This window comes from Gordonia sp. G4, assembly GCF_057770005.1.
The window spans coordinates 4,861,378-4,886,017 of the sequence record NZ_CM173442.1; the positions used below are offsets into that span (position 1 = coordinate 4,861,378).

Below are 24,640 nucleotides of genomic sequence, written 5' to 3' on the forward strand. Positions count from 1 at the left end.
CGAGCCACTGAGTCATGACGGCCGACGACCGCGCTCAGCGGCGACGGCTTCTCGCACCGCCGGTGCCACCTCGGCTGCATACTTCTGTGTCGTGGCGGTGTCGTCTGACGCCATGATGAACCCGCTGGTTCCATAGGTGAGCGCGACGTCGGTCAGCTCCTCGACCCATTGGTCGGGGGGACCCTGCAAGAATCCAGTGCTTCGCTGGGAGAATCGGCCGCCGATGTTGAGGAACCGGCGGATACGTCTGGGGTCTCGTCCGGCCTCTACGGCCGCGTCGTCGATGTGTTTGTTCATCGCAGTGAGCTCCCCCACGCCATCCTTCAGGTACTGAATGGACGGTAGCCAACCGTCAGCGGTGCGACCGACCAATCGCAGGATGCGCGGTTTGTAGGCGCCGACCCAGATGCCGACGTCGTGCGCCGGCGCCGGCCCCCGTTTGGCACCCTGCACCTCGTAGTGTTGCCCTCTCACCGACAGGCGCGACCGGTCGCCGGCGTCCCAGATCCCCCGGATGATCTCGATCGCTTCCGCAAGTGCCTCGATCGACTCACCGGGACTGCGCCGAGGTCCGCCCATACCGACGACACCGTCCCAGAAGGCTCCGGCACCGATTCCCAGCTCAACACGTCCGCCGCTCAGCACGTCCAGGGTGGCGACGGAACGAGCGAGTACGGCCGGGGGTCGTAGAGGAAGGTTGGTGACATTGGCGGCCAGGTGGATGCGCTCGGTCCGCGCGGCCGCATACGCCAGGAGGGTCGACGTGTCGTGGAACGAGGGAACATAGGGATGGTCCTGGAAAGTGACCAAGTCCAAGTCCGCGCGGTCGGCGACCAGTGCCTGCTCGACGGCCTGATGGGCCGGATTGTTGACCGGTGTCACGAAGGTACCGAAGAGCAACTCGTGGCCGTAGTCGGTAGTGCTGGTGTCCATCAGGCGCTCCTCATGGTGTGGTGGGCCGGGGTGATATTGAAGTTGTCGCGGAACAGGTTCTGAGGGTCGATCTGCGTTTTGAGTCGCCGTAGTCGCTCGAGGGTGGCCGGCGGGAACGCGTCATTGATCCGATCCGGGGAGCTATCACTCTCGAAGCTGAGATACAGCCCGTCGGACTCTCGGCGTACGGGGTCGAACCATCGGTCGAGCCGCTGGGCGTTGGAACCCATCACCGTGAGTGCGAAGTTGGCATCGCGGTGGGCGTACGCGGTGTCGTCGGTTGCAACGTCCGAGACAGCACCACCGACGGTGCGGATCTGATACCAGTGGGATGCGCCACTTCGAATGAGATCAGCGGAGGCAGAGGCAAATTCGGGGGTGATGTACCGGGTGAAGGCTGAACGCGACACGGGCTCGCCTCGCCCGTTGTGCGCCGATGCGGGGAACATGTTCATCACCGACGCATACGGCGCGATCGCAACCTGTTGGTCGGCCAGTGGCGCGATGTCTGCAAATGGCTGCAGCTGATCGATGATGGTGGCCGGATCGGAGGAGTCGACCATTGCCATGATCTGCGCCATTCCCTGACCGAGCACGAGGAATGGTGTCGTATCGCGCGGCGTCTGCAGCACCACTCGACCGAACATCTCCAGGAAGTCTGCGGGGTCGGACACCTGGAACGCCAACTGCGCCCACCCGATCTCGGCGATCTCGTCGACCTCGAACTCGAAGGCGACCGCGATCCCGAAATTGGCGCCTGCGCCGCGCACTGCCCAGAACAACTCGGTGTTCTCGCTGTCGCTGGCCCGGACTCGAGTGCCGTCGGCAAGGACCATCTCGACTGCGCGCAGATGGTCGATCGTCAGGCCGTGCTTGCGGTTGAGAAAGCCGATACCGCCGGTGGTGGCGAGCCCACCGACGCCCACTCCTCCGTAGTCACCCGAGCTCAATGCCCAACCGTGCGTTTGTAATGCGGTGGCGACGTCACGCCACCGCGCGCCCGGGCCAATCCTCACCAATCGCTCGGCCGGATCGAGAACAGTGATGTCATCGAGTCCACCCACATCGATGACGAGTCCTCCGTCGTTGGTCGACCGACCGCTGATGCCGTGACCGCCACTACGGATCCCGAGGGGAAGGTGCTGATGCTTGCGGGCGAAGGTCACCGCACTCGACACCTCAGACACCGTTGTCGGCCGCAGCAGGATGCCTGGACTACCTCCCCGTAGGTATGTCGAACGAAGCCTTGCGAACGCGGGATCGCCGGGCTCGACCGCACCCTCGGCCAAGTCCTCGGGCACCTCGTCGTAGGCTATCGCCGCGCGCCGGCGTGCGAGTGCGTCCTGTCGACGAACGGGACGCGTGGACAGAGCATCTTGTGGCAGCATCTGCTCGACGCGTGCCCGCACCGAGGAGGTGATGGCGGCGAACGTCCGCATTGAAGCAGCTCCGACGTCGGTCCCGGCAGCTGCATCGACGCGGAGCACGAACAGACTCACACCGCTGCCGACCACGAGCGACACCAGCGCGTCGAGGTCGACCGCCGCGTCGATGGTCGACACCACTGCGCGTCGCACCTCGCGCGGGTCTCGACCGGCACCGATTGCCTCAGCGTCCAGGACGTCATTGAGCTCGGAGATGTCGTCGACGCCGACCTCCCCGAGGTCGACCATCCAGCCGTCAGCCACCCGGCCGGACACCGCAGCGGTAGCTGCCGCAGAGCCCGCAAGCCATATGGGGACTCCGCGCTCCAGGCTCGGACCAGGCTCCGCCCCCGCCAAACGATGATGTGCACCGTGGTGACTGACCCGACTGGGGCCGGACGTGTCGTGAAGAGAACGGATCACGGCGACCGCGTCCTCAACTGATCCCACATCTCCGGTCGCAGAATCGGTTTCGATCGCAATCGCCGCTCGGTTACCCGACAGCAGTTGCAAACTGCTGGTGGTGCGAGCCACGATCGACGCGGGACGGTCCGCCGCCTGAAGCCTCGGAACAATACCCACAGTGCTGGTGCGCGCAGAGACCCACGTAGCGAGGGTCGCCGCGTCGTGACCGCCACCCTCCTGCTGGTCGGGCAGGACCACGACGTCGTATCCGATCTGTTCGGCGAGCGCGGAGAGCTCGGCCGAGGTGGCCGGATCGTTCGGCGCGCCGACCATCTCCACTCCCGTCCGGATGGCGTGCCCATAGTTGGTCACAGGTACCCCCTGGTCTCGACAGCTGAGGTTGACATATCAACCACTATAGCTCGCCATAGGTTGATGTATCAACAAATTCAAGTTGTGGGGTGAGACATAGCGCACTCGTGGCACGCCGACGGTTTAGGGCAAGCCGAGGAACACCGTGAAGGAGGTGCACCCAGTCGCCACCAAATGATTGCGACGAGAATCGTGAGTGCTATTCCCACCAGCGGCTTCGACGGGCCTCAGATCTCCTATCACCTGCTGCACAACTGATCCGACACCTTCAGCGGTGGAGTCCGGCGTGTTCGACGACCGTGTGGACACCCGGTTCCGATGACAGAATGACGAATGGCATAGATCGGACCCGTCCCCCGGATCACGCGGTGAGGGCCGGCGCGGGCAGGCGGCGATCGCCTCGCCGCTCACCAGGACAACGACGGCTCGCCATCCGCGACGTCTATCTCGACCTCGCTGTGGTGCACGGTCCGGACCCCGAACAGCCCGCGGAGGAGGTCATCGGAGTCCACGCCGGTGTGGGCCGCCCAGCGTCGGGCCCGGTGTCGTGCACGCGACGACGCCAGGATGACGGACGCCGACCGCGGCCCGTCGAAGTCCACCGTCACCTGGCCGCACTCCCCCGGCGCAACGTGGGCGGTGAGGAGCGCGAGCGAGCTCTCCGAGAAGACGACGGGACCGGCGATCTCGGCGACGAACCTGCACCGCGACAACGTCGATGCGTCCGGGCGGCCGATCCGGACTCGCAAATCATGCACGCCGAGCTGGTCATACAGTGAGCCGGCGCGCGGGCCGACGAGCCAGACCGCGCCGTCCACACCGCGCAGCGCACTGCCGACGGTCTGCATCAGCGATGCCGCGGTGTGGCCCTCCGTCGACACCAGCACCACGATGTCCGGGATTTCGTATGACAGTCCGGCTGTTCGCGCCGCCGGATCGGTCACGAGCGGAGCGAGTGCCAGCGCTTCCGAGTTCTTCTCCGAGATCCGTTCGCGCACCGAACGGTCGGCCCAGTCGGGGCCGTCGTGCCACGCCACTGCGCGGGGCTCGTGAGCGAACACCGCACCCATCATGAAGGCCCGGTTCGCCAGCTCCCAGTCCTCTCCCCCGTATCGGACGAAGGACGGGTCGAATCCACCCACGTCGTCGAACAACGTACGGCTGCAGGTCATCACCGCGCTGATCAGGTATTTGTAGCTGTCCCAGCCCGGGGCCAGCAGGCTGGACGTGCGGTCGTATGCGTCGACCAGCCATCCTGGTTCGCAGTCATGCGAGTTCTCGAGATGACGCCGTCCGCGCAGCCATTCGACCACCGAGTCCACGACGACCTGACCGAGATCTGCATGTTTGCGTCGCCCGACCACCAGTGCGTCGGGCACCGCGGCGGGCAACCTGACCGCGTGGCGAACGTAGTCAGCTGTCGGGACCGTGTCTGCGTCGAGAAAACACAGAACCGAGCCGCTCGACGCCGCGACTCCCAGGTTGCGGGCGGCCGCCGCCCGAAATCCCTTGTCTTCCTGTGTCACCACGGTGAGGATCAGACGGGATGTCCACGCGCTCACGTCGGGCGAGCATGTCGAACCGTCGTCGGCGACCACCACCTCCAGACGATCTGCCGGATAGGTCTGGGCCGTCAGTGCCTCGAGGACCAACCCGAGTTGGTGAGGCTGGTTGTAGTACGGGATCACGACACTCACCAACGGCCGCGGCGAGGAGTCGCCGACGAGGTCCCAGCGGTTGTCGGGGACGATGATCCGACCGTCGTCGAGCTCGATGACCGTCACGCACTCCACCGCCGCCACAACCGCTCGTGGGTTCGGCCGACGTCGACAGCCGTGGGCGACGGCACCACTGCCGAATCGATCCAGGTGGCCGCCGGTCGGACGAACGCACTCTCGATGGCGGACTTCAGCGCGGAGTCGTTGTTCCCGTGCATCGTCACGACTCCCGGTGAACGAGCATCGAGTTCCTCGGTATAGGTGGTACGAGGGACCAGCGGCCGGCGACCGGCGGAAATCCAGGAGTTGATCGAACCGGACGCCGACATGTGCCGGTGGTAGGCGACCGGAACCGTGACCTGGGCCGACGCCCGACGGAGTTCGTCGTCGGTCAGATAGCCGGTGATGGTGCAGCGTCTGCCCATGTCCGCGGCGACCTTGGCGAGGTCGTCGGCCAGGTCCTCGTGCCCGGGTGACGGGGTGCCGAGCGCGACGAAGCCGACCGACGGATCCAGACCGGACATCGCCCGGAGTGTCTCCATGTGTCCCTTCCCGGGATACAGGTAACCGAGCACGCCGACGGTCAATTCGGTTGACTCCGTGGGTTTGTCGACACGGATGGTGTCGAACATCAGCGGAACCACCTCCGGCGTGATCGACGCGTCGACGTACTCCGCGAAGAGCGACGCCTCGTGTCGGCTCGACACGATCACCCCCATCGCGGATCGGGCGACCGAGCGGAAGAACTCGATGCGTGCCTGCATCGCCGCCCCGTCCGAGGGCTGGGGCAGATCGTGCAGCGTCACCGAGACCGGTCGGTGCAGCCCGGCGATCAGGGCGAGCAGGTTGTCACGTGCTCGCGATGGGGTACGTCCGAACAACCGATCGGTGACGTGCACGTGCACGAGCGCGCACTCGGCCAGTCCCGGGGGAACACCCGCTCTGAGTGTGCGCATGTACGCGAGCCGGTGACCGGCACTCTCGGCGATCACCGCATCGAAAACCGATTGCGCATACCGCACCACACCGTGCGACCGAGGTCCGACGACGAGATGTCCTATCGGCCCCGTCACGACAGTCCCAGGATCTCGATGAGGTCGACGTACCGGTCCAGGACGGCATCGATGAATTCGGGATGTTCGGCGTACCAGTGCATCTGGCGGCGGCGAACATCGTCGTCGGACATCACTGCGCCGTCGACGTCCCAGGACGCTCGCGGGGACGCCTCGATACCGAGCGCATCGATGACCCGTCGTTCCAACGGTGCTCGGATGTTGCCGAGCAGGTCGCGCGACGGCGGGACCGGGGCCGACGCGCCGAGTGCGTCGAGGATCCGCGCGCCGAGCGTCAGCAACACCCGGTTTCCGGGATGGTTGATCGTGTGAGCGGCCTCGGCCCCGGCAGGGAGCAGGATGTCGGAGATCCCGACGTCACAGTGCCGCCGCTCGCGTACCTCGAGTTGCTCCACACTCCACTGCGCTGCCTCTCGGATGCGGTCGGCCGCGACGTCGACATCCCACTCGTCGTCATGGCCACGACCGTCCCGCACCGCGAGCACCGTCCGAAGATCGTGGTACGGAACAGCAGCGGGTACCGCGGACGGTTGCGCGGGATGCCGGGCGATGACCTGAAACGGGTACAAACCGCCGTATCGGATGACCGGCCACACGATGACGGACGCCGACGGCGCCATGTCCACCAGGTCCGGTCCGCCGATCGGCAGACCTCGGTAGCCGGCACGAACCGGCTGGGACACGATGACCGCGGCCCGGCGGACGAGGTGTTCGACCCGGGCGAGGTCGGAGGACTCGAGTTCGTGGACCGGCGGGACGCGCACGGTACGGAACGGGAGGTCAGGCGAGCTGGACAAAACGATCCGCAGTGCCTCGGCCTGGCAGTTTCCCCAGACGACCAGCATCTCCCGATCGTCGGTTCCCGGGGCCTCGGCCACGCCGTAGAACTCGCCGTAGTGCCGGGTCCGACCGTCTGCCGCAAGGTCGTCACTCGACCTCATAGGAGCTCTGGACCACATGGAGCGTCGCGGTTGTCGTCTCTCATCGTCAGTACTGACTCCCCTTCTGAGCACCCCGGCAACCCGGTGTATCCGTTTCGCCCGCTAACGAATCATCGAATGGATCACAGCCGGCCGGTTCTCGGTCCCCAGACATTCGGAACGCCCCGGGAACCGGACGGGTGTGCGACGGCCCCGGTGATCTGATCACCGGGGCCGCCGCCACATCGAGAGTCGCTCGGTCGTCAGAGGGTCCGCGCGATGATCTCCTTCATGATCTCGTTGGTCCCGGCGTAGATCTTCTGGACACGGTTGTCGGCCCAGAGACGAGCGATCGGGTACTCGTTCATGTAGCCGTATCCGCCGAACAGCTGGAGGCACTCGTCGGCCACCACCATGGCGCGGTCGCTGGTCCACCACTTGGCCATCGCGACGGTGGGGATGTCGAGTTCGCCCTTGATGTGCTTGTCGATGCAGTCGTCGACGAACACGCGGCCGATCCGCGTCTCGGTGGCCGCCTCGGCGAGTTTGAACTTGGTGTTCTGGAAACCGAAGATCGGTCGGCCGAATGCCGTGCGGTCCTTCGTGTAGGCGATGGTCTCGGAGACCGCCTTCTCCATACCTGCCACCGACGCGACCGCGATGATCAGCCGCTCCTGCGGGAGCTGCTGCATCAGCTGGATGAAGCCCTGCCCCTCCTCGGCGCCGAGCAGGTTCGAGGCGGGGACGCGAACGCCGTCGAAGAACAGTTCCGAGGTGTCCTGACCGCGCTGGCCGACCTTGTCGAGCACCCGTCCGCGACGGAAACCCTCGCGCTCGGCCTCGAGGAGGATCAGGGAGATGCCCTTGGCCCCCTCGGACACATCCGTCTTGGCGACGACGATGATGAGGTCGGCCTGGCTGCCGTTGGTGATGAAGGTCTTCGAGCCGTCGATGACGTACTCGTCGCCCTGCTTGATCGCCTTCGTCTTCACGTTCTGCAGGTCTGATCCGGTGCCCGGTTCGGTCATCGCGATGGCACCGACCGCCTCGCCGCTCGCCATCTTCGGCAACCAGGTCTTCTTCTGCTCCTCGGAGCCGTACTCCAGGATGTAGTGCGCAACGATGCCGTTGTGCAGGCTGACGCCCCACGAACTGTCCGCGACGCGGGCCTGCTCCTCGATCAGAACCGCCTCGTGAGCGAAGGTGCCGCCACCGCCCCCGTACTCTTCCGGGATCGACATACAGAGCAGGCCGAGGTCTCCGGCCTTGTTCCACAGGTCGCGGTCGACGTGGTGCTGCTCGATGAACTTCTCGGCGTTCGGCTTGATCTCCTTCTCGCAGAAGCTGCGGGCGAGGTCGCGCAATGCGGTGAGATCGTCGTCTTCCCAGGAGGAACGTTCGGCCATGGTGTGCTTACCTATCCACGAATAACAGTGTCAACGGCGAGCGTAACAGTGACTGTTGGCAAGGTCGCGTTGGCATGGCCGAGCCACTTTGTCTCAGCGAGGCGTGCCACGTCCGAGGCACTCCGGTGGATGTAGTGAGTCGTTGCGCAGGCCGCAACGTTGCGCGACATCAGCCTGGGACGGTCACGCCGGCCGGGCCACGCACTTGCGCCGGCTCTTCTACCGACGAAACAGCTTGTTGCCCAACCACACGAGCGGGTCGTAGTGCCGGTCGGCGACGCGTTCCTTCATCGGGATCAGCGCGTTGTCGGTGATCTTGATCTGTTCGGGACAGACATCGGTACAGCACTTGGTGATGTTGCACAGTCCCAGTCCGTGCTCGGTGCGGGCCGAGTCGCGCCGCTCGGCCACATCGAGGGGATGCATGTCGAGCTCGGCGACACGCATGAGGAAGCGCGGCCCGGCGAAGTTCTGCTTGTTCTCCTCGTGATCTCGCACGACGTGGCAGGTGTCCTGGCACAGGAAACACTCGATGCACTTGCGGAACTCCTGCGAGCGCTGCACGTCGACCTGCTTCATCCGGTATTCGCCCGGCGCGAGACCCTCGGGCGGCGTGAACGACTGGATCTCACGGGCTTTCGCGTAGTTGAACGAGACGTCGGTGACCAGGTCGCGGATCACCGGGAACGTCCGCATCGGGGTCACCGTGACGACCTCGTCTTCGGTGAAGGTGGACATCCTGGTCATGCACAGCAACTTCGGGCGGCCGTTGACCTCCGCCGAACACGAGCCGCACTTGCCCGCCTTGCAGTTCCACCGCACTGCCAGATCGGGGGCCTGCGTCGCCTGCAGCCGGTGGATGATGTCGAGCACCACCTCGCCCTCGTTGACTGCGACCGTGTAGTCCTCGAGCCCACCGGCGTCGGTGTCGCCGCGCCAGATCCGGAACTTCGCGTCGTATCCCATGTCAGTCCTCCGAATGTCCCTCGGCTCGTTCGCCTCCGGCGCCGGGATGACCGGCGATCTCGTCTGCGGTGTAGTACTTCTCGACCTCCTGGAACTCGAACAACTCCATCAGGTCCGGCCGCATGGGGGTCTGTTCCGTACGCACGACGCTGACTTCGGGAACCGGACCGTCCCCGTCGAGATCCGCGGTGCAGACCAGCAAGGCATTGCGCCAGCTCGAGTCCATCGCGGGGTGATCGTCGCGGGTGTGTCCACCGCGGCTCTCGGTACGCAGGAGCGCGGCTTTCGCGACGCACTCGCAGACCAGCAGCATGTTGCGCAGGTCGACCGCGAGATGCCAGCCCGGATTGAACTGGCGGTGCCCTTCGACCTGCATACCGCCCAGCCGGGTTCGCAGGTCGGCGAGGACGCCGATCGCCTCCTGCATCTCGGCCTCTTTCCGGATGATCCCGACCAGGTCGTTCATGGCCTGTTGCAGGTCGGTGTGCAGGGTGTAGGGGTTCTCCGGTTTGCCCTCTGCCGGCGGATCGAAGGGCGCCAGAGCCGACGCCGCAGCCCGGTCGATGTCACCGGCGGAGACCGCGGGCCGCGTCGTCAGCGATTCGACGTACGCCGCCGCGCCGAGTCCGGCGCGCCGGCCGAAGACCAGCAGGTCCGACAGCGAGTTGCCGCCCAACCGGTTCGAGCCGTGCATCCCACCGGAACACTCACCCGCCGCGAACAGTCCCGGCACCCGCGAGGCGGCCGTGTCCGGATCGACCTCGATCCCGCCCATCACGTAGTGACAGGTGGGCCCCACCTCCATCGGTTCGGCAGTGATGTCGACGTCGGCGAGTTCTTTGAACTGGTGATGCATCGACGGCAGCCGGCGCATGATCTCCTCGGCAGGCATCCGGGACGCGATGTCGAGGTACACGCCGCCGTGCTCGGTGCCGCGCCCGGCCTTGACCTCCTCGTTGATCGCCCGCGCGACCTCATCGCGGGGCAACAGGTCCGGGGTTCGGCGGGCGCTGTCGTTGTCGGCCAGCCATTCGTCGGCCTCTTTCTCGGTCTCGGCGTACTGCCCCTTGAAGACCGGTGGGATGTAATCGAACATGAAGCGCTTGCCGTCGGTGTTCTTGAGAACTCCGCCGTCACCTCGCACGCCCTCGGTCACCAGGATGCCCTTGACGCTGGGCGGCCAGACCATCCCGGTCGGGTGGAACTGGATGAACTCCATGTTGATCAGGCTCGCCCCGGCCCGGAGCGCGAGCGCGTGGCCGTCGCCGGTGTACTCCCACGAATTGGAGGTCACCTTGAACGACTTGCCGATACCCCCGGTCGCGAGAACCACCGCCGGTGCCTCGAACAGGATGAAGCGGCCCGATTCGCGCCAGTACCCGAATGCTCCGGCGATCGCGTCGCCGTCCTTGAGCAGGTCGGTGATCGTGCACTCGGCGAACACCTTGATGCGCGACTCGTAGTCGCCGGTGGCGGCGAAGTCCTCCTGCTGGAGCGAGACGATCTTCTGTTGCATCGTCCGGATCAGCTCCAGCCCGGTGCGATCGCCTACGTGCGCGAGTCGCGGATAGGTGTGACCGCCGAAGTTGCGCTGCGAGATCCGTCCGTCCGCGGTCCGGTCGAACAGCGCGCCGTAGGTTTCGAGTTCCCAGACCCGGTCGGGGGCCTCTTTCGCGTGCAGCTCGGCCATGCGCCAGTTGTTGAGGAACTTGCCGCCACGCATCGTGTCCTGGAAATGGGTCTGCCAGTTGTCTTTCGAGTTGGCGTTGCCCATCGATGCGGCACATCCGCCCTCCGCCATGACGGTGTGGGCCTTGCCGAACAGCGACTTGCACACGACGGCGACCGAGTAACCCCGTTCGCGGGCCTCGATGACCGCGCGCAGCCCGGCGCCACCCGCACCGATGACAACGACGTCGTACTCGTAGCGTTCCGGCTCGGCCATCTGGCGCGACTCCCAACGTTGAAAACGGCTGCACAACAGGCGTTGTGTCTCAACAGGTCAACCCACGAACCTCAGGTCCGAGATGGTGTTGCTGGCGACCAGCATGATGTAGAGGTCGGTGAGCACCAACGTGCCGAGCGTGATCCAGGCGAACTGCATGTGTCGTGTGTTCAGTTTGGATACCTGGGTCCAGATCCGGTACCGCACCGGATGTTTCGAGAAATGCTTGAGCCGGCCGCCGGTGACGTGGCGACACGAGTGGCACGACACCGTGTAGGTCCACAGCAGCAGCACGTTCACGACGAGGATGACGTTGCCCAGCCCGAATCCGAAACCACCGTCCGCGCCGTGGAACGCGACGACGGCGTCGTAGGTGTTGATCACCGAGACGATCACGGCGGCGTAGAAGAAGTAGCGATGCGAATTCTGGATGATCAGCGGCAACCGGGTCTCGCCCGTGTACCGGCTGTGCGGTTCGGCGACCGCGCATGCCGGCGGCGACAACCAGACCGAACGGTAGTAGGCCTTGCGATAGTAGTAACAGGTCAACCGGAATCCGAGCAGAAACGGCAGCGACAAGAACGCCAGCGGAATCCACATCGGAAGCTCGGGAAAGGGTGTGCCGAAATGACTGGCACCAGGGACGCACGACTCGCTCAGACAGGGCGAGTAGAACGGCGACAGGTAGTGGTAATCCGCTACGTAATAGGCACTCCGCACGAACGACCGCACGGTGGCGTAGATGACGAAAGCCGCGAGACCGGTGACAGTCAGCAGCGGCGCGAGCCACCACCTGTCCTGGCGAAGTGTTCGCGCCAGGATCCGCGCGCGACCCGGAGAGAAGACCCCGACTGTGTCCCGCTCAGTCGCGGGGGCGCTCACTTCGTGCGCTCACGCGAATGAAAGCCCAGCCCTTCGTCTTGCGCGCCCAGCCAGGCCGACTCGTCGGACTTGCTGTCGGGAACATAGATGACCTGGTCCCGCCCGAGCTTCGCCTGCAGCGGCGGCGGTGGCGCGTGCTCGAAATCGTGGAGGTCGATCTCCAGACGGTCCAGATCGTTGGACATTCGCCGGACGGCGTCGACATCGCCGTACTGCGTCTGCAGCGTGGTCATGTGATGCCGCAAGACCCCGATACTGCGATGCAGATCCTTCATCTCGGTCGATATCATGGCACATCCCTTCCTGCCTATGTGATGCACAACACAGTACCGGCCGGGCACGTCGAGTCAACGGTCTTGGCCGAACGTGTCGTAGCCCCTACACCGAAGGCCTCCGGATGAACGATGACGACCGAGTTCCCGGGGAGAACCTGCCCCGCGCCGAGCAACGCTGGACGGCATCGGGGTTCGTGCTGGTCGCGATGGCGATCCCGTTCCTGCTCCCCGCGCGCTACGCCGCCGGCGTCTCCTGGCTGCTCCCGGCGATCGAGGGGACCGTGCTGCTGATGCTGATCGTGGTGGATCCCGGCCGGATCGACCGTCCCGGACGGTGGGTCCGTGCACTCTCGATCGGTCTCGTCGTGGCCATCGCCGCGGGCGCGGCCTGGGCTGCGGGACGACTCGTGTGGGATCTCCTGTACGGCAATCCGCAGACCGAGGCGGCGAACGAGTTGCTGGTCGCCGGAGCACTCGTCTGGCTGCAGACCGTCATCGCGTTCGCGTTCCTCTACTGGGAACTCGACGGCGGCGGTCCGGTGAACCGGCACCTGCACCCGGCCGAACGCCCGGATCTCGCGTTTCCCCAGCAACTCGAGCCCCGCTTGGCAGCACCGGACTGGCGGCCCGTCTTCTTCGACTACCTCTACCTGGCACTGACGAACGCAACTGCGTTCAGTCCCACCGACGTGATGCCGCTGTCGCGTCGCTCGAAGCTCGCGATGGCATCGCAGTCACTGTTGTCGATCGTCATCCTCAGCCTGGTCGTGGCCAACGCGGTCAATCTCCTCGACTAGCCGTGCTACCGGAATAGCGTCGGCGACGTGGCGGTTGAGCCGACGTAGTCCCCGGACGAGATCGGAATCGACGATGAGCGAAACACGGGCCACGACCACGACGTCGCGGCAGGTCATCCGGGGCGCCGACCGGTACGTCTTCCGGAGCGAGTGGCTCGATTCCCGCCAGTCCTTCCCGGTCACCGGCAACTTCGACCTGACCGCGAATGCACACGGCATCCTGCTCGTCCACAACGACGATCGCGTCGACGCCGGCGAAGGTTTCGAGGCCCACTTCCACCGCGACGCCGAGATCGTCACGTGGGTTCTCGAAGGCGCAGTGGCTCATCGTGATTCGTTTGGCAACGCCGGCGTGATCACCCCCGGCGTCGCACAGCGGATGAGCGCGGGCCGCGGTATCACCCACACAGAGGCGAACGCTTCCCGGCGCAGCGAAGACCGGGACCTGCGTGTCGTCCAGATGTGGGTCGCTCCCGAGCACGCCGGGGGTGAACCCGGTTACGCCGAGCGCGATTTCAGCGCCGACCTCGCCACCGGCGGGCTGGTGACGGTTGCTTCCGGAATGGCCGGACACGCCACCACCACGGCGATCTCGCTCAAGAACCCGGACGCGGCACTGCACGTCGCGCGTCTCGGACCCGGACAATCGGTCACCCTGCCCCCGGCACCGTTCGGACATCTCTACGTGGCCCGGGGCGTCGTCGACCTCGACGACGGCGCACGACTCGTCGAGGGTGACGCTCTGCGCACGACCGACCACGGCGCCCTCACCGTCTCCACGACAACCGAAGCCGAGATCCTGTTCTGGGAGATGCACACGACGTTTTCCCGCTGACCGTCGCCGGGACATCCCGCAGCTCCTAACTGTTCACTGATCTGCACATGATTTGTTATATTGCTGCCTGTTTGCGGCAGCACCGCTAGGGTGTGAGCCATTCGAACGGTGAGGCACCTCGCGCGCCTCGACGGTCAGGTCACCGAGCGAAAGGACGTCCATGCCTTCTCCGTCGCCCGCAGCACGACTTGCGGCTGAGTTCTTCGGCACCTTCTGGTTGGTGTTCGGCGGATGCGGTAGTGCCATCTACGCCGCCAAGCAGATCGCCCAATCCGAAGACGGCCAGGACACCTTCCAGGTCGGAATCGGATTCCTCGGTGTCGCGCTGGCTTTCGGACTGACCGTGGTCACCATGGCCTACGCGGTCGGGCACGTGTCGGGAGCACACTTCAATCCTGCGATCACGCTCGGTGCCGCCGTCAGCGGTCGCCTGTCCTGGAAAGATTTGCCCACCTACTGGATCGCGCAGGTCGTGGGTGGTCTGCTCGCCGGTCTGATGCTCTTCCTCATCGCGAAGGGTCAACCCGGTTTCGAAGCCGAGGGCAACATGGCCGCCAACGGATTCGGCGAACACTCCCCCGGCAACTACCCTCTGGCCGCGGTGCTGATCGCGGAGATCCTGTTGACGGCCTTCTTCCTGATCGTGATCCTGGGTGCGACCGACGGTCGCGCTCCCGCCGGCTTCGGTCCACTGGCCATCGGCCTGTGCCTCACCCTGATCCATCTGATCTCGATCCCGATCAGCAACACCTCGGTCAACCCGGCACGTTCGACGGCGGTCGCCTTCTTCAACGGCAACGGCGCCCCGGGTCAGCTGTGGGCCTTCTGGCTCGCCCCGCTGATCGGCGGACTCATCGGCGGCCTCCTCTACCCCCTGCTGTTCCAGAACGGCAAGCGCTCGGCGGCCGAGCCGGACCGGGTCGAGACAGCCGACGCCTGAGCGAGGGCATGGTCTGGAGCCTCCGTCGACTGAAAGGCACACCGGGAACCACAGACCCGCTGGCCCGCCCCGCTCCCTGAGGTGCGAGCGAAGCGAGCCACGAAGGGCATCGCGAGGTATCTCACCAGGCCCTTCGAGGCTCGTCGCTGATATGTAGTGCTGCTTTGTCAAGTTCCATGGCGAGTTGGCCTCCTTGCTAGGGGGCTGTAGTGGGGGTTGGCCACCCGCCGCGGTGTGTGGTGGTCGTTACTCGCGACGGTGTTGTCGGACTGATATACGCGGGTTGGTTACCGCTCAACGGTGTTCGACAGGAGATGAAAACGCTGACCGACGGGTCTATGTAAGCGTGCGTACCGTGCACCCAGAGGTGCTGGCGCACATAGCGACGCCGTGGATTCGTTCCCTGTTCACCACAGCGCAGTCGCGGCGGGTGGCCAAGATTGTGTGTCAGTGCTGGTTAGTCGTCGAGCACCGCCAGCGACCAGCACCAGCCGGCGAGCTCACGAGCGATCGCGGTGTTGGCCACGCAGGGATGTTTGCTGCGGCGGTCGAATTGTTGCCAACGCTTGTGTAGCCGTCGGTTGCCGGCATGGCCACGGGCGCGGGCCGAGGGTGAGGCGGCCTCCCACCGACGGCGCATGGTCTGTCCGGGCGTGCCGTAGGGCCGCCGGTGTTGCCAGGCCGCCTCGACCAGCAACCGCCGCACGTGGGCGTTCCCGGCCTTGGTGATCGATCCCTGACTGCGGGTACCGCCGGTCGAGTATTCCGAGGGCACCAACCCGGCGTAGGGGCCGATCGTGGCGCCACTGAACCTCGACCAGTCGCCGATCTCGACGGCCAGAGCGAACGCGGTCAGCGTCGACACACCCCGCAGACATGACAATCGGGTGACCACAGCCCGCCACGGATCGGTGGCCGCGGTCTGTTCGATCAGCTCATCGAGGCGGTCTCGGCGTGCGGTCACGCTCAACACCGCGTCCAGGTCGTTGTCGAAGGCGGCTTGCAACAGCGGCAGCTCGAAACGTTGACGCTGCAGCCACTGTTGATGAACACCGGTCCAGGGTTTCCCGCCGGAGTAGACGATCCCCTGGCGCAGAAGCAGTTTGGACAATCGATGCCGCGCCCGCATCAGGTCGCTGCGAGCGTCCTCGCGGGCGCGGACCAGATCACGGGCCGCTTCGGTACCCTCCTCGGGCACACCGACCGCGACTACCTCGCCCAGGCGCAGCAACTTCGCCAGGTGCGCAGCGTCTCGGGCATCGGTCTTGACGCGGTCCCCGGCTGGCCGTTGCAGCTTCGAGGGCGCGGCAACCACACACTCCATCCCGGCCGCAGTGATCGCCCGAGCCAATCCGAAACCCGTCGGACCGGCCTCGTAGGCAACCCGCACAGGCGGAGCCAAGCTGTGAAGCCAGCTCACGATGGTCGCCGCATCGGGAACCAACGTCTCCCGAATCACGTTGCCGCTGTCCTCATCGATGGCGTGAGCGACCACCGAACGTGCGTGAACATCCAATCCGACACTTGTACCCTGAACAATCACCGGAGGCCTCCTGATCTGCAATGTGGTGCTACCGCCGAGTGTGAACTCAGCAGCAGCAACCCACGATGTGTTTGCAGCTTGAGGCCTTCGGCCCCAAGGCCCTCATACCGTCTATCGCTCCTCGCACCTCAGCCTGGATCCGTGGATGAGTTTGGGGTGTCGATGACAAGAAAATGCCCTTTGAGCTGGGATGATTGGTGGTGTTGAGACAACAAAACAATCCAGTCAAAAGGCACTTTCAGTGAAAGTATCGCATAAGTTCACTACCGAGTCCGCTGTCTTCGATGACGACAATCTGGTGTCGCATGCCGGGCTAGTACCGGTGATGCGACTGGCCCACTCGACGGGGTTGGCCTCCCAGCTGGCTGAGCGAGTCGATTTGGGCACCACCCAAGTCGCCTCTGCCGGGGCCAACCTGGACGCGAAGCTGTTGACCGTCATCGCCGGATTCTGTTGCGGCGCCGACAGTATCGACGACCTCAACCTCGTCCGCGCCGGTGGGCACACCCGCCTGTTCGACCGCGTGTACGCCCCGGCCACGATCGGACAGACCCTGCGCGAGTTCACCACCGGTCATGTGCGACAACTCAACGCCGTGATGACCCGGACCTTACCGGCGATGTGCGCGCGGGCAGGGTTGTTACCCACCGACGGCGCCCGAGTGTTTGTCGATATCGACTCGCTGCTGCGCCCGGTCTACGGCTATCAGAAACAGGGCGGCTCCTACGGCCACGCCAAGATCGCCGGACGTGAACTCCTGCGCCGGGGCCTGTCGCCATTGATCGCCACCGTCTGCGCGCCCGGGCATCCACCTGTGATCGCCAACGCGTGGCTGCGCGCCGGGCGCGCCGCCTCCGGTGCCGGGGCAGCAAAAATGATCGCCGAAACCATCACCACCGCACGCCGCGCCGGAGCCGCCGGCGAGATCACGGTGCGCGGGGATTCGGCCTACGGCTCGGCCGAGGTGATGGCGACCTGCGAGCGTGCGGGAGCCACGTTCTCGCTGGTCCTGCGGACCAACACCGCGATCGCCCGCGCGATCACGGCCATCAAAGACGATGCCTGGACACCGGTGCACTATCCCGGCGCGGTCACCGACCCCGACACCGGCGAACTGATCTCTGATGCCGAAGTCGCCGAAACCACCTACACCGTGAAACCCCAGTCGCCTCACCCGATCACCGCCCGACTCATCGTGCGCCGCGTCAAAGCCCACCACCCCGCCAACACCGACACCCTGATGCCCGCCTGGCGGTACCACGCATTTTTCACCAACACCACCGACGACACCGTCACCGCCGACATCAACCACCGCGGCCACGCCATCATCGAAACCGTGTTCGCCGACCTCATCGACGGACCACTGGCACATCTGCCCTCCGGAGTGTTCGGTGCCAACGCAGCCTGGCTGGCCCTGGCCGCCATCAGCCACAACCTCCTGCGCGCCCTCGCCGCGCTCAGCGCGGCACCGGCACTGCGCGCCGCACGCGGGGCGACGCTGCGCCGAACACTCATCGCCGTGCCCGCCCGACTGGCCCGACCAGCACGAACACCCGTCCTGCACCTACCCCGCCACTGGCCAGCACAACACGCCTTCACCGCGTTGTGGACCGCAGTGAACACCACCTGACACCCAAACTCCACACTGCCCAACCACGACCAGGAACCCCAGTGAAAAAGCTGACACAAGGTCAGCGAATACCCGACGCCCACACCACAATCAGACACTCAGCCATCACCAACCACACCCCCGGATAACCATCCACGGATCCAGGCTCAGGGAGCAGTGTGTCGTCGCTTCTTTCGGATTGGGGAGCAGTGGGTGGTCGCTTCTTTCGGATCAGGGACCAGTGGGTGCGTGGTTCTTTCGGATCAGGGACCAGTGGGTGCGTGGTTCTTTCGGATTAGGGAGCAGTAGGTCTGCGCGTACGCTCCTCAGGGATCGATGGGGGTCGGGTCTTTCGGGTCAGGCTCAATCACACGGTTGCGCTGGGCGATTGAGGCCTGCTGACGACGCGCAGGATCTCTCGTCCCGACCGCAGCCGGGAGATGTTGTCGGTGATGTCGTGCACCCGCCCGACGAAGGTGTCGCGGGTGACTCCCGAGATGTGGGGGGTCATCAGGACATTGGGCAGTTCGCCGAACGGCAGTTCCGACGGATCCGCGTGATCACCGGCGGTCGGATAGCGATACCAGACGTCGATCGCGGCGCCACCGATCACCCCGTCCCGCAACGCCTCGAACAGATCCTGCTCGACCACGAGCGGGCCGCGGCCCACGTTCACCAGCACACCCGAGGCCCCGAGCCGTCGCAGCTGCGCGGCGTCGATCATCCCTGTCGTGCTCGACGTCAGCGGCGCGGAGACGACCACGACGTCGGATTCCGTCATCAGACGGCCGAGATCGGCGGTGTCGCTGTGCCATTCGAGCCCGGAGGCGTCGGAGACCCGGCCGGAGCCCGTCACCGCACAGGCCCGCGCGCCGAATGCCCCCATCAGATCCGCGGTTCGCCGACCGATGTGGCCGAAGCCGACATAACCGATCATGGCCCCGCGGAGGGTCTGTGGTTGCGGAACGCCGTCTCGATAGACCGCCGACGCCCACGACCCCTGCCGGAGGGCCGCGTCCTGGACGAGAAGGTCGCGGCGCACCGTCACCACCGCGGCGGCGATGTACTCGGCGATCGAGTCCTCATGGTGAAACGTGTTGGCCACCTCGGTGTGCACCGGGAGATCATCGAAACTCACCTTGTCGGTGCCGGCACCGCCGGTGAGCACCAGCCGCAGTCCCGAACCCGCTCGGGCCATCGCCGGCGTCACCCGGCCGCCGACATAGACATCGGCGTCGGCCAGATCGGCCACGAGTGCGGCCTCGTCGAAGGCCGCGTGCCAGGAGGTGTCGACACCGGCGGGCAGCAGGCTCTCGAACAATTCGCGGTGTGGCGCGAAATTGCGTTCGCCCACCACGACTTTCAGGACGTCGCTCCCCGATTCCGTCACCGCCTCAGCTCCGCACGAGTGCGGGACGTTTGCTGTCGAAGGTCCAGTCCGGGATGAGGAACTGCATTCCGATCGCGTCGTCCCGCGCTCCGAGCCCTTCGGAGCGGTACAGCTGATGGGCCGCTTCCACCTGCTCCATGTCGAGTTCGACGCCGAGTCCTGGCCGGTCGGGAACCGAGAGATGGCCGTCGACGATCTCGTACGGCTCGGTGGTCAGGCGCTGTCCGTCCTGCCAGATCCAGTGCGTGTCGATCGCGGTGATCTCGCCCGGCGCGGCGGCCGCGACGTGCGTGAACATGGCAAGCGAGACGTCGAAGTGGTTGTTGGAGTGCGAGCCCCAGGTGAGGCCCCAGGCATCACAGAGTTGCGCGACGCGCACGGAGCCGGCCATGGTCCAGAAATGCGGATCCGCCAACGGGATGTCGACGGCGTTCGTCCGGATCGTGTGTCCCAGCTCGCGCCAGTCGGTCGCGATCATGTTCGTCGCGGTCGGGAGTCCGGTCGCGCGTTTGAACTCGGCCATGACCTCACGGCCGGAGAACCTGCCCTCCGGCCCCACCGGATCCTCGGCGTACGCGACCACATCGCGCAGGCGTCCACCGATCCGGATCGCTTCCTCGAGCAACCACCCGCCGTTGGGGTCCAGGGTCACCCGCGCCGTCGGAAAGCGCTCGGCGAGCGCGGTGACGACATCGGCCTCCTCATCGGGCGACAGTACTCCGCCCTTCAGCTTGAAATCGGCGAAACCGTAGCGCTTCTGGGCCGCCTCGGCGAGCGCGACGACACCCTCCGCGTCGAGAGCCTCCTGATGGCGCAGGCGCAACCAGTCGTCGGCCTCGCCGGCACCGTCGGCATAGTCCAGGTTCGTCTTGGTGCGGTCCCCGACGAAGAACAGGTAGCCCAGCGCGGCGACCCGGTCGCGTTGCTGTCCCTCTCCCAGCAGAGCGGCCACCGGTACCCGGAGGTGCTGGCCCACGAGATCCAGCAGCGCCGATTCGACGGCTGTCACCGCGTGGATCGTGATGCGCTGGTCGAAGGTCTGGTCTCCGCGTCCACCCCGGTCGCGGTCGGCGAAGGTCCGCCGGATGTCCTGCAGGACCGCGTTGTACTCGCCGATACCGCGCCCCTCGACGATCGGACGCGCATCGTCGAGCGTGGTCCGGATCGGTTCACCGCCGGGGACCTCGCCGACCCCCTGGTTGCCCTCGGAGTCGGTGAGGACCACGAGGTTGCGCGTGAAGAACGGGGCGTGCGCACCGGAGAGGTTGAGCAGCATGCTATCCCGTCCGGCAACCGGGATCACCCGCATCTCGGTGACGACCGGGGTCGTCGTGGCGCGCGGCGCCGAAGTCGCTGTCGTCATGATTGGTCCTTTCACGTGTGTCAGAAGAAGATCTGTTGCCCGATGAGCAGGGCGGCGCCGATGGCCGACACCGTGATCGACACGGTGCGCAGCCGGTTCCGGTCGAGCACCCGGTTGACGACGCGGGAGGCGACGAAGCCCAGGACGACGATCGGTGTCAGTGCGAGGAATGCCCAGAGGATCTCCGCTCGGAGGCTCCCGGTCGCGGCGAGTGCGCCCAGCGACATCAGACTTCCGACGAGGAAGAAGGCACTCATGTTGCTGCGAACGTGTGCGTTCTCCTTGCCTGAGTACACCAGTGCCATGGGTGGTCCACCGATGGACGTCGCCGTGCCGAGCAATCCCGACGCCGCGCCAGCGGTCGCCAGGTTGCGGCGCACAGGTGCCGGCCGCCACCCGACCGACGCGACCGCGACCCCGCCGAGGACGACCGCGGCCAGCAACAGCGACAGCCCACGGGTCGGCAACCACACCAGCAACAGGGCGCCCGCGATGGTCCCGGGGACCCGGCCGATCAGCGCCCACCCGGTACCGCGCAGGTCCAGGCTCCCCCGCTCGCGGATGACGACCAGCAACGTCACGGTCGTCGCGGAGGCGATCAACATGCCGGGAAGCAGCGTCGGCGCCACCAGAGCAACCACCGGTGCCGCGAGCATGCCCATCCCGAAGCCGATCGAGGCCTGCATGCACGACGCCAGGAAGACGGCGACGGCGATGACCACGCATGCGACGACGCTCACGCGGCCGAGGCATTCATGCTGGGCGCACTCATGCCGCCGGCGCGGGCATGCCCAGCGCGGCCCGTCCGCGGGGGTGGTAGCACTCGGCGACGTGACCCGCCTGGTGCCCGTCGGCAACGGCCGGCGGGAGGGCGGTCGCGCAGACGTCGGTGGCATGGGCGCAGCGCGTCCGGAAGCGGCATCCCGACGGCGGGTTGAGCGGCGAGGGCACCTCGCCGCTGAGAAGGATTCGCTCACGGCGGTTCTCGGCGTCGAGGGTCGGCGCCGCGGACATCAGCGCCTCGGTGTAGGGGTGCGCGGGATGGTCGAACACGGCTTCGGTGCTGCCCGTCTCCACGATCCTGCCGAGGTACATCACCGCGACCCGGTCGGCCACGTGCCGGACCACGGACAGGTCATGGGAGATGAAGATGTAGGAGATGTCGAGTTCCTGCTGGAGTTCGTTGAGCAGGTTCAGCACCTGTGCCTGTACCGACAGATCCAGGGCGGACACCGGCTCGTCGCAGATGATCACCTCGGGATCGAGCGCCAGCGCGCGAGCGATCCCCAGCCGCTGACGCTGACCGCCGGAGAACTCCTGGGGACTGCGGTGTTCGTCGCTCGGACGCAGCCCGACGAGGTGCAGCAGTTCGCGTACCCGAGCTGCCCGGTCCCGTTTGCGGGGGTACAGATCCTTGTGGGTGCGCCACGGCTCGCCGATGATCTCGGCCGCCGTCATGCGGTTGTTCAGTGAGGCGTACGGATCCTGGAACACCATCTGCACCTTGCGGCGCAGGGCGAGCAGGTCCTTGCCCTTGAGCCGATAGGGATCGGTGCCGTCCCAACGGACGGTGCCGGAGTCGGGACGCTCGAGCATCATCAGCGTCCGTGCGAGAGTCGATTTGCCGCAACCTGATTCGCCCACGAGTCCGAGTGTCTCGCCCCGGCGGAGCTCGAGGTCGATCCCGTCGAGTGCCCGCAGTTGCTTGCGTCCGCCCTTGCCGGACACCGCGAACGTCTTTCCGACGTCGCGCACCTCGAGGACCCGGCTCGTGTCGGGGGCGACCCCGCCCGCCGGAGCCGGGGCCTTGTCGAACCTCGTCGTCGTCTCAGGCATTGTCGATCTCCTCCGAGAAGTGGCAGGCGGCGGCGCGGTCGGCGCCGGTGGCCGTGAGGGTCGGGCGTTGCTGGACGCACCGCGCCCGAGCCAGCGGACACCGCGCCTGATACACGCAGCCCGCCGGGATGGAGTGCAGGTCGGGCGGGGTCCCGCCGATCGACTTCAGGTCGGCGCCCCGTTCGGCACTGACGGGTACCGAATCGAGAAGTCCCTTGGTGTACGGGTGTTTCGGACTGCCGAAGACCTCGGCGACCGGTCCGGTCTCGACGACGTTGCCGGCGTACATGATCGCGACGCGGTCGGCCTGTTCGGCGACGAGCGCGAGGTCGTGGGTGATCAGGACGACCGCCATGTCGTGCTCGGTGCGGAGGCGGCTCAGCAGGGCCATGATCTGGGCCTGCACCGTGACGTCGAGCGCGGTGGTGGGTTCGTCGGCGAGCAGCACCTTGGGGCTCAGCGCCACCGCCATCGCGATCAGCAGACGCTGCCGCATCCCGCCCGAGAACTGGTGGGGATAAGAGTCGACCCGGGACTCCGGTTCCGGGATGCCCACGTGACGCATCAGTTCGATCGCCTCGAGGCGGGCCTTCTTCCTCGACATCCGGCGATGGATGCGGAACGGCTCGGCGAGCTGGGTGCCGACCGGGTAGACCGGGTTGAGCGCGGTCAGTGCGTCCTGGAACACGATCGCGAGTTCGGTGCCGGCGATGTTGCGCCGCTTCGACGGCGACGCGGAGACCAGGTCGACGGAGTCGAGCGTGATCGACCCGTCGGAGACCGAGGCGATCGGGTCGAGCAGACCGACCAGCGCCTGCGCGGTCATCGACTTGCCGCACCCGGATTCGCCGAGCAGCGCCAGCGTTTCGCCGCGCCGGGCACAGAAGGAGACATGATCGACGGCGCGGACGGTCCCGGTGGGGGTCCGCAGATCGACGGTCAGGTCGACGACGTCGAGCGCGACGCGGTCGTCGGTGCCGGCATCGGGCCGGTCGAGGGCAGGAGCACTCATCGCAGCGCCTTTCGTGAGGAGAAGAACCGCTTGCGGGCGTTCGGGGTGGTCAGTCGCCACCGCTGGCCGGGATCGGTCGCGATCCGCGCCCATGCGGCCAGCATCGTGGCCGACACGGTCGTGATGACGATGGCCAGGCCGGGGAAGAACGACAGCCACCAGGCGGTCTGCAGGTAGGTCCGGCCCTGCGACACCATCAGTCCCCAGCTGATGTCGGGCGGCTGGATTCCGATGCCGAGGAACGACAGCGACGACTCGGCGAGCATCACGTAACAGAAGTCGAGGGTGGCGACCGTGAGCAGCGTCGGAAGCAGGATCGGCATCACGTGACCACGAAGAATGGCACCGCTGCTCGCGCCGAATGTCCTTGCCGCGTCGACGAACACACGGCTCTGGAGCTCGGCGGATTCGGCTCGTGCGGTCCGCAGGTAGATCGGGATGCGGGTGATCGCCAGCACCGCGATGATGTTGGCGGCACTCGGTGAGAACACGTACAGGATCACGACGGCGAGCAGCAGGGACGGGAAGCTCATGATGACGTCGGCGATGCGCATCGCCGTGGTCTCCCGCCACCCGCGGTGGTATCCCGCCCACATGCCGATCGCCGAACCGACGACGCACGAGATGATCACCGCGGGCAGAGAGACCATCAGCGTGGTCTGACACGCGACGATGAGCCGGGCGAGCATGCTGCGTCCGAGCGGGTCGGTGCCGAGGACGTTCATCCAACCCGTGTCCAGGTTGAACGGCGGGAGATTCGACTCGTCGAGGTTCTGGTCGGTGGCGGCGTCGCCGACGAGCCACGGACCGAAGATCGCGGTGAGCAGGACGATGGTCAGGATGCCCGCCGCGACCGTCGCGAACTTGTCGCGGAACAGCAACCGCCACAACGGCAGCTGCCCGGCTGGCACCTTCTTGGTGGCGACGGAGTCGCCGGTGATGTCGGTCGAGGCGACGGGACTCGTCGTGTCGACGGGATCGGTGACGATGGACATT

21 protein-coding genes are annotated in these 24,640 nt (G+C 66.2%); 4 read left to right on the plus strand and 17 right to left on the minus strand.

All coding sequences use genetic code 11. The features are described from left to right. Positions 1 to 12: 12 nt before the first annotated feature. The 10 genes from AC3B5T_RS21945 to AC3B5T_RS21990 all read right to left on the minus strand — a co-directional run bounded on the left by AC3B5T_RS21945 (position 13) and on the right by AC3B5T_RS21990 (position 12,334). Entirely contained in the window at positions 13 to 933 is a 921-nt protein-coding gene (locus AC3B5T_RS21945; protein WP_055475872.1) for an LLM class flavin-dependent oxidoreductase, read from the minus strand. Beyond that, entirely contained in the window at positions 933 to 3,095 is a 2,163-nt protein-coding gene (locus AC3B5T_RS21950) for an LLM class flavin-dependent oxidoreductase (RefSeq protein ID WP_231632712.1), read from the minus strand. The genes AC3B5T_RS21945 and AC3B5T_RS21950 overlap by 1 nt, the downstream gene beginning before the upstream one ends. 446 nt (positions 3,096 to 3,541) lie before the next feature. Further along, entirely contained in the window at positions 3,542 to 4,918 is a 1,377-nt protein-coding gene (locus AC3B5T_RS21955; protein WP_488357907.1) for a glycosyltransferase family 2 protein, read from the minus strand. Next, positions 4,915 to 5,925: a glycosyltransferase family protein gene (locus AC3B5T_RS21960; RefSeq protein ID WP_488357908.1), complete on the minus strand. Its 1,011-nt coding sequence runs from the start codon at positions 5,923 to 5,925 to the stop codon at positions 4,915 to 4,917. Before AC3B5T_RS21960 ends, AC3B5T_RS21955 begins: the two co-directional genes overlap by 4 nt. Then, positions 5,922 to 6,866: a WcbI family polysaccharide biosynthesis putative acetyltransferase gene (locus AC3B5T_RS21965; protein ID WP_488357909.1), complete on the minus strand. Its 945-nt coding sequence runs from the start codon at positions 6,864 to 6,866 to the stop codon at positions 5,922 to 5,924. The genes AC3B5T_RS21960 and AC3B5T_RS21965 overlap by 4 nt, the downstream gene beginning before the upstream one ends. 242 nt (positions 6,867 to 7,108) lie before the next feature. Beyond that, positions 7,109 to 8,251, minus strand: a complete 1,143-nt coding sequence (locus AC3B5T_RS21970) for an acyl-CoA dehydrogenase family protein (protein ID WP_488357910.1) — start codon at positions 8,249 to 8,251, stop codon at positions 7,109 to 7,111. A gap of 219 nt (positions 8,252 to 8,470) precedes the next feature. Further along, positions 8,471 to 9,217, minus strand: a complete 747-nt coding sequence (locus AC3B5T_RS21975) for a succinate dehydrogenase/fumarate reductase iron-sulfur subunit (RefSeq protein ID WP_010842386.1) — start codon at positions 9,215 to 9,217, stop codon at positions 8,471 to 8,473. A 1-nt stretch (position 9,218) separates the two neighbouring features. After that, positions 9,219 to 11,162 carry a fumarate reductase/succinate dehydrogenase flavoprotein subunit gene (locus tag AC3B5T_RS21980; RefSeq protein ID WP_014927204.1) on the minus strand — a complete coding sequence of 648 codons (1,944 nt, stop codon included), beginning with the start codon at positions 11,160 to 11,162 and terminating at the stop codon, positions 9,219 to 9,221. Between the two features lie 57 nt (positions 11,163 to 11,219). Then, positions 11,220 to 12,044 carry a hypothetical protein gene (locus tag AC3B5T_RS21985; RefSeq protein WP_488357911.1) on the minus strand — a complete coding sequence of 275 codons (825 nt, stop codon included), beginning with the start codon at positions 12,042 to 12,044 and terminating at the stop codon, positions 11,220 to 11,222. Continuing rightward, positions 12,041 to 12,334: a hypothetical protein gene (locus tag AC3B5T_RS21990; protein WP_014927206.1), complete on the minus strand. Its 294-nt coding sequence runs from the start codon at positions 12,332 to 12,334 to the stop codon at positions 12,041 to 12,043. Before AC3B5T_RS21990 ends, AC3B5T_RS21985 begins: the two co-directional genes overlap by 4 nt. A 107-nt stretch (positions 12,335 to 12,441) precedes the next feature. Between AC3B5T_RS21990 and AC3B5T_RS21995 the strand changes: the two genes are divergently transcribed. From AC3B5T_RS21995 to aqpZ, 3 genes are all read left to right on the plus strand, one after another. Continuing rightward, positions 12,442 to 13,116: a DUF1345 domain-containing protein gene (locus tag AC3B5T_RS21995; protein WP_010842382.1), complete on the plus strand. Its 675-nt coding sequence runs from the start codon at positions 12,442 to 12,444 to the stop codon at positions 13,114 to 13,116. A 73-nt stretch (positions 13,117 to 13,189) separates the two neighbouring features. Beyond that, a complete protein-coding gene (locus tag AC3B5T_RS22000) occupies positions 13,190 to 13,951 on the plus strand; it encodes a pirin family protein (RefSeq protein WP_010842381.1) in 762 nt (253 codons plus the stop codon). 160 nt (positions 13,952 to 14,111) lie between these two features. After that, positions 14,112 to 14,891: an aquaporin Z gene (aqpZ, locus tag AC3B5T_RS22005; protein ID WP_488357912.1), complete on the plus strand. Its 780-nt coding sequence runs from the start codon at positions 14,112 to 14,114 to the stop codon at positions 14,889 to 14,891. Positions 14,892 to 15,348: 457 nt separating this feature from the next. Here the strand turns inward: aqpZ and AC3B5T_RS22010 are convergent, their stop codons facing one another. Continuing rightward, positions 15,349 to 16,434: an IS110 family RNA-guided transposase gene (locus AC3B5T_RS22010; protein ID WP_014924910.1), complete on the minus strand. Its 1,086-nt coding sequence runs from the start codon at positions 16,432 to 16,434 to the stop codon at positions 15,349 to 15,351. A gap of 241 nt (positions 16,435 to 16,675) precedes the next feature. On the opposite strand from AC3B5T_RS22010, the gene AC3B5T_RS22015 reads away from it, so the two are divergent. Then, complete coding sequence (locus AC3B5T_RS22015) at positions 16,676 to 18,064, plus strand: IS1380 family transposase (protein WP_488357638.1); 1,389 nt, start codon at positions 16,676 to 16,678, stop codon at positions 18,062 to 18,064. Positions 18,065 to 18,410: 346 nt separating this feature from the next. Here AC3B5T_RS22015 and AC3B5T_RS22020 read toward each other — a convergent pair whose 3' ends face one another. From AC3B5T_RS22020 to AC3B5T_RS22045, 6 genes are read right to left on the minus strand one after another with little or no spacing between them, the layout of a single operon-like run. Next, a complete protein-coding gene (locus tag AC3B5T_RS22020; protein ID WP_488357913.1) occupies positions 18,411 to 19,433 on the minus strand; it encodes a 2-hydroxyacid dehydrogenase in 1,023 nt (340 codons plus the stop codon). A gap of 4 nt (positions 19,434 to 19,437) precedes the next feature. Beyond that, entirely contained in the window at positions 19,438 to 20,796 is a 1,359-nt protein-coding gene (locus AC3B5T_RS22025; protein ID WP_488357914.1) for an enolase C-terminal domain-like protein, read from the minus strand. Between the two features lie 20 nt (positions 20,797 to 20,816). After that, positions 20,817 to 21,536 carry a sulfite exporter TauE/SafE family protein gene (locus AC3B5T_RS22030; RefSeq protein WP_010842377.1) on the minus strand — a complete coding sequence of 240 codons (720 nt, stop codon included), beginning with the start codon at positions 21,534 to 21,536 and terminating at the stop codon, positions 20,817 to 20,819. A gap of 28 nt (positions 21,537 to 21,564) precedes the next feature. Further along, complete coding sequence (locus tag AC3B5T_RS22035) at positions 21,565 to 22,632, minus strand: ABC transporter ATP-binding protein (RefSeq protein WP_488357915.1); 1,068 nt, start codon at positions 22,630 to 22,632, stop codon at positions 21,565 to 21,567. Continuing rightward, complete coding sequence (locus AC3B5T_RS22040) at positions 22,625 to 23,644, minus strand: ABC transporter ATP-binding protein (RefSeq protein WP_488357918.1); 1,020 nt, start codon at positions 23,642 to 23,644, stop codon at positions 22,625 to 22,627. Before AC3B5T_RS22040 ends, AC3B5T_RS22035 begins: the two co-directional genes overlap by 8 nt. Continuing rightward, positions 23,641 to 24,639, minus strand: a complete 999-nt coding sequence (locus tag AC3B5T_RS22045) for an ABC transporter permease (RefSeq protein ID WP_010842374.1) — start codon at positions 24,637 to 24,639, stop codon at positions 23,641 to 23,643. The genes AC3B5T_RS22040 and AC3B5T_RS22045 overlap by 4 nt, the downstream gene beginning before the upstream one ends. Position 24,640 lies beyond the last annotated feature (1 nt).

What these genes read in the sequence shown, in the direction of transcription:
- aqpZ (WP_488357912.1), top strand. Translation starts at nt 14,112, where the DNA reads ATGCCTTCTCCGTCGCCCGCAGCACGACTTGCGGCTGAGTTCTTCGGC.
- AC3B5T_RS22040 (WP_488357918.1), bottom strand. Translation starts at nt 23,644, where the DNA reads ATGAGTGCTCCTGCCCTCGACCGGCCCGATGCCGGCACCGACGACCGC.
- AC3B5T_RS21950 (WP_231632712.1), bottom strand. Translation starts at nt 3,095, where the DNA reads ATGGTCGGCGCGCCGAACGATCCGGCCACCTCGGCCGAGCTCTCCGCG.
- AC3B5T_RS21995 (WP_010842382.1), top strand. Translation starts at nt 12,442, where the DNA reads ATGAACGATGACGACCGAGTTCCCGGGGAGAACCTGCCCCGCGCCGAG.
- AC3B5T_RS21970 (WP_488357910.1), bottom strand. Translation starts at nt 8,251, where the DNA reads ATGGCCGAACGTTCCTCCTGGGAAGACGACGATCTCACCGCATTGCGC.
- AC3B5T_RS21980 (WP_014927204.1), bottom strand. Translation starts at nt 11,162, where the DNA reads ATGGCCGAGCCGGAACGCTACGAGTACGACGTCGTTGTCATCGGTGCG.
- AC3B5T_RS22025 (WP_488357914.1), bottom strand. Translation starts at nt 20,796, where the DNA reads ATGACGACAGCGACTTCGGCGCCGCGCGCCACGACGACCCCGGTCGTC.
- AC3B5T_RS22000 (WP_010842381.1), top strand. Translation starts at nt 13,190, where the DNA reads ATGAGCGAAACACGGGCCACGACCACGACGTCGCGGCAGGTCATCCGG.
- AC3B5T_RS22035 (WP_488357915.1), bottom strand. Translation starts at nt 22,632, where the DNA reads ATGCCTGAGACGACGACGAGGTTCGACAAGGCCCCGGCTCCGGCGGGC.
- AC3B5T_RS21965 (WP_488357909.1), bottom strand. Translation starts at nt 6,866, where the DNA reads ATGAGGTCGAGTGACGACCTTGCGGCAGACGGTCGGACCCGGCACTAC.
- AC3B5T_RS21945 (WP_055475872.1), bottom strand. Translation starts at nt 933, where the DNA reads ATGGACACCAGCACTACCGACTACGGCCACGAGTTGCTCTTCGGTACC.
- AC3B5T_RS21990 (WP_014927206.1), bottom strand. Translation starts at nt 12,334, where the DNA reads ATGATATCGACCGAGATGAAGGATCTGCATCGCAGTATCGGGGTCTTG.
- AC3B5T_RS22045 (WP_010842374.1), bottom strand. Translation starts at nt 24,639, where the DNA reads ATGTCCATCGTCACCGATCCCGTCGACACGACGAGTCCCGTCGCCTCG.
- AC3B5T_RS21975 (WP_010842386.1), bottom strand. Translation starts at nt 9,217, where the DNA reads ATGGGATACGACGCGAAGTTCCGGATCTGGCGCGGCGACACCGACGCC.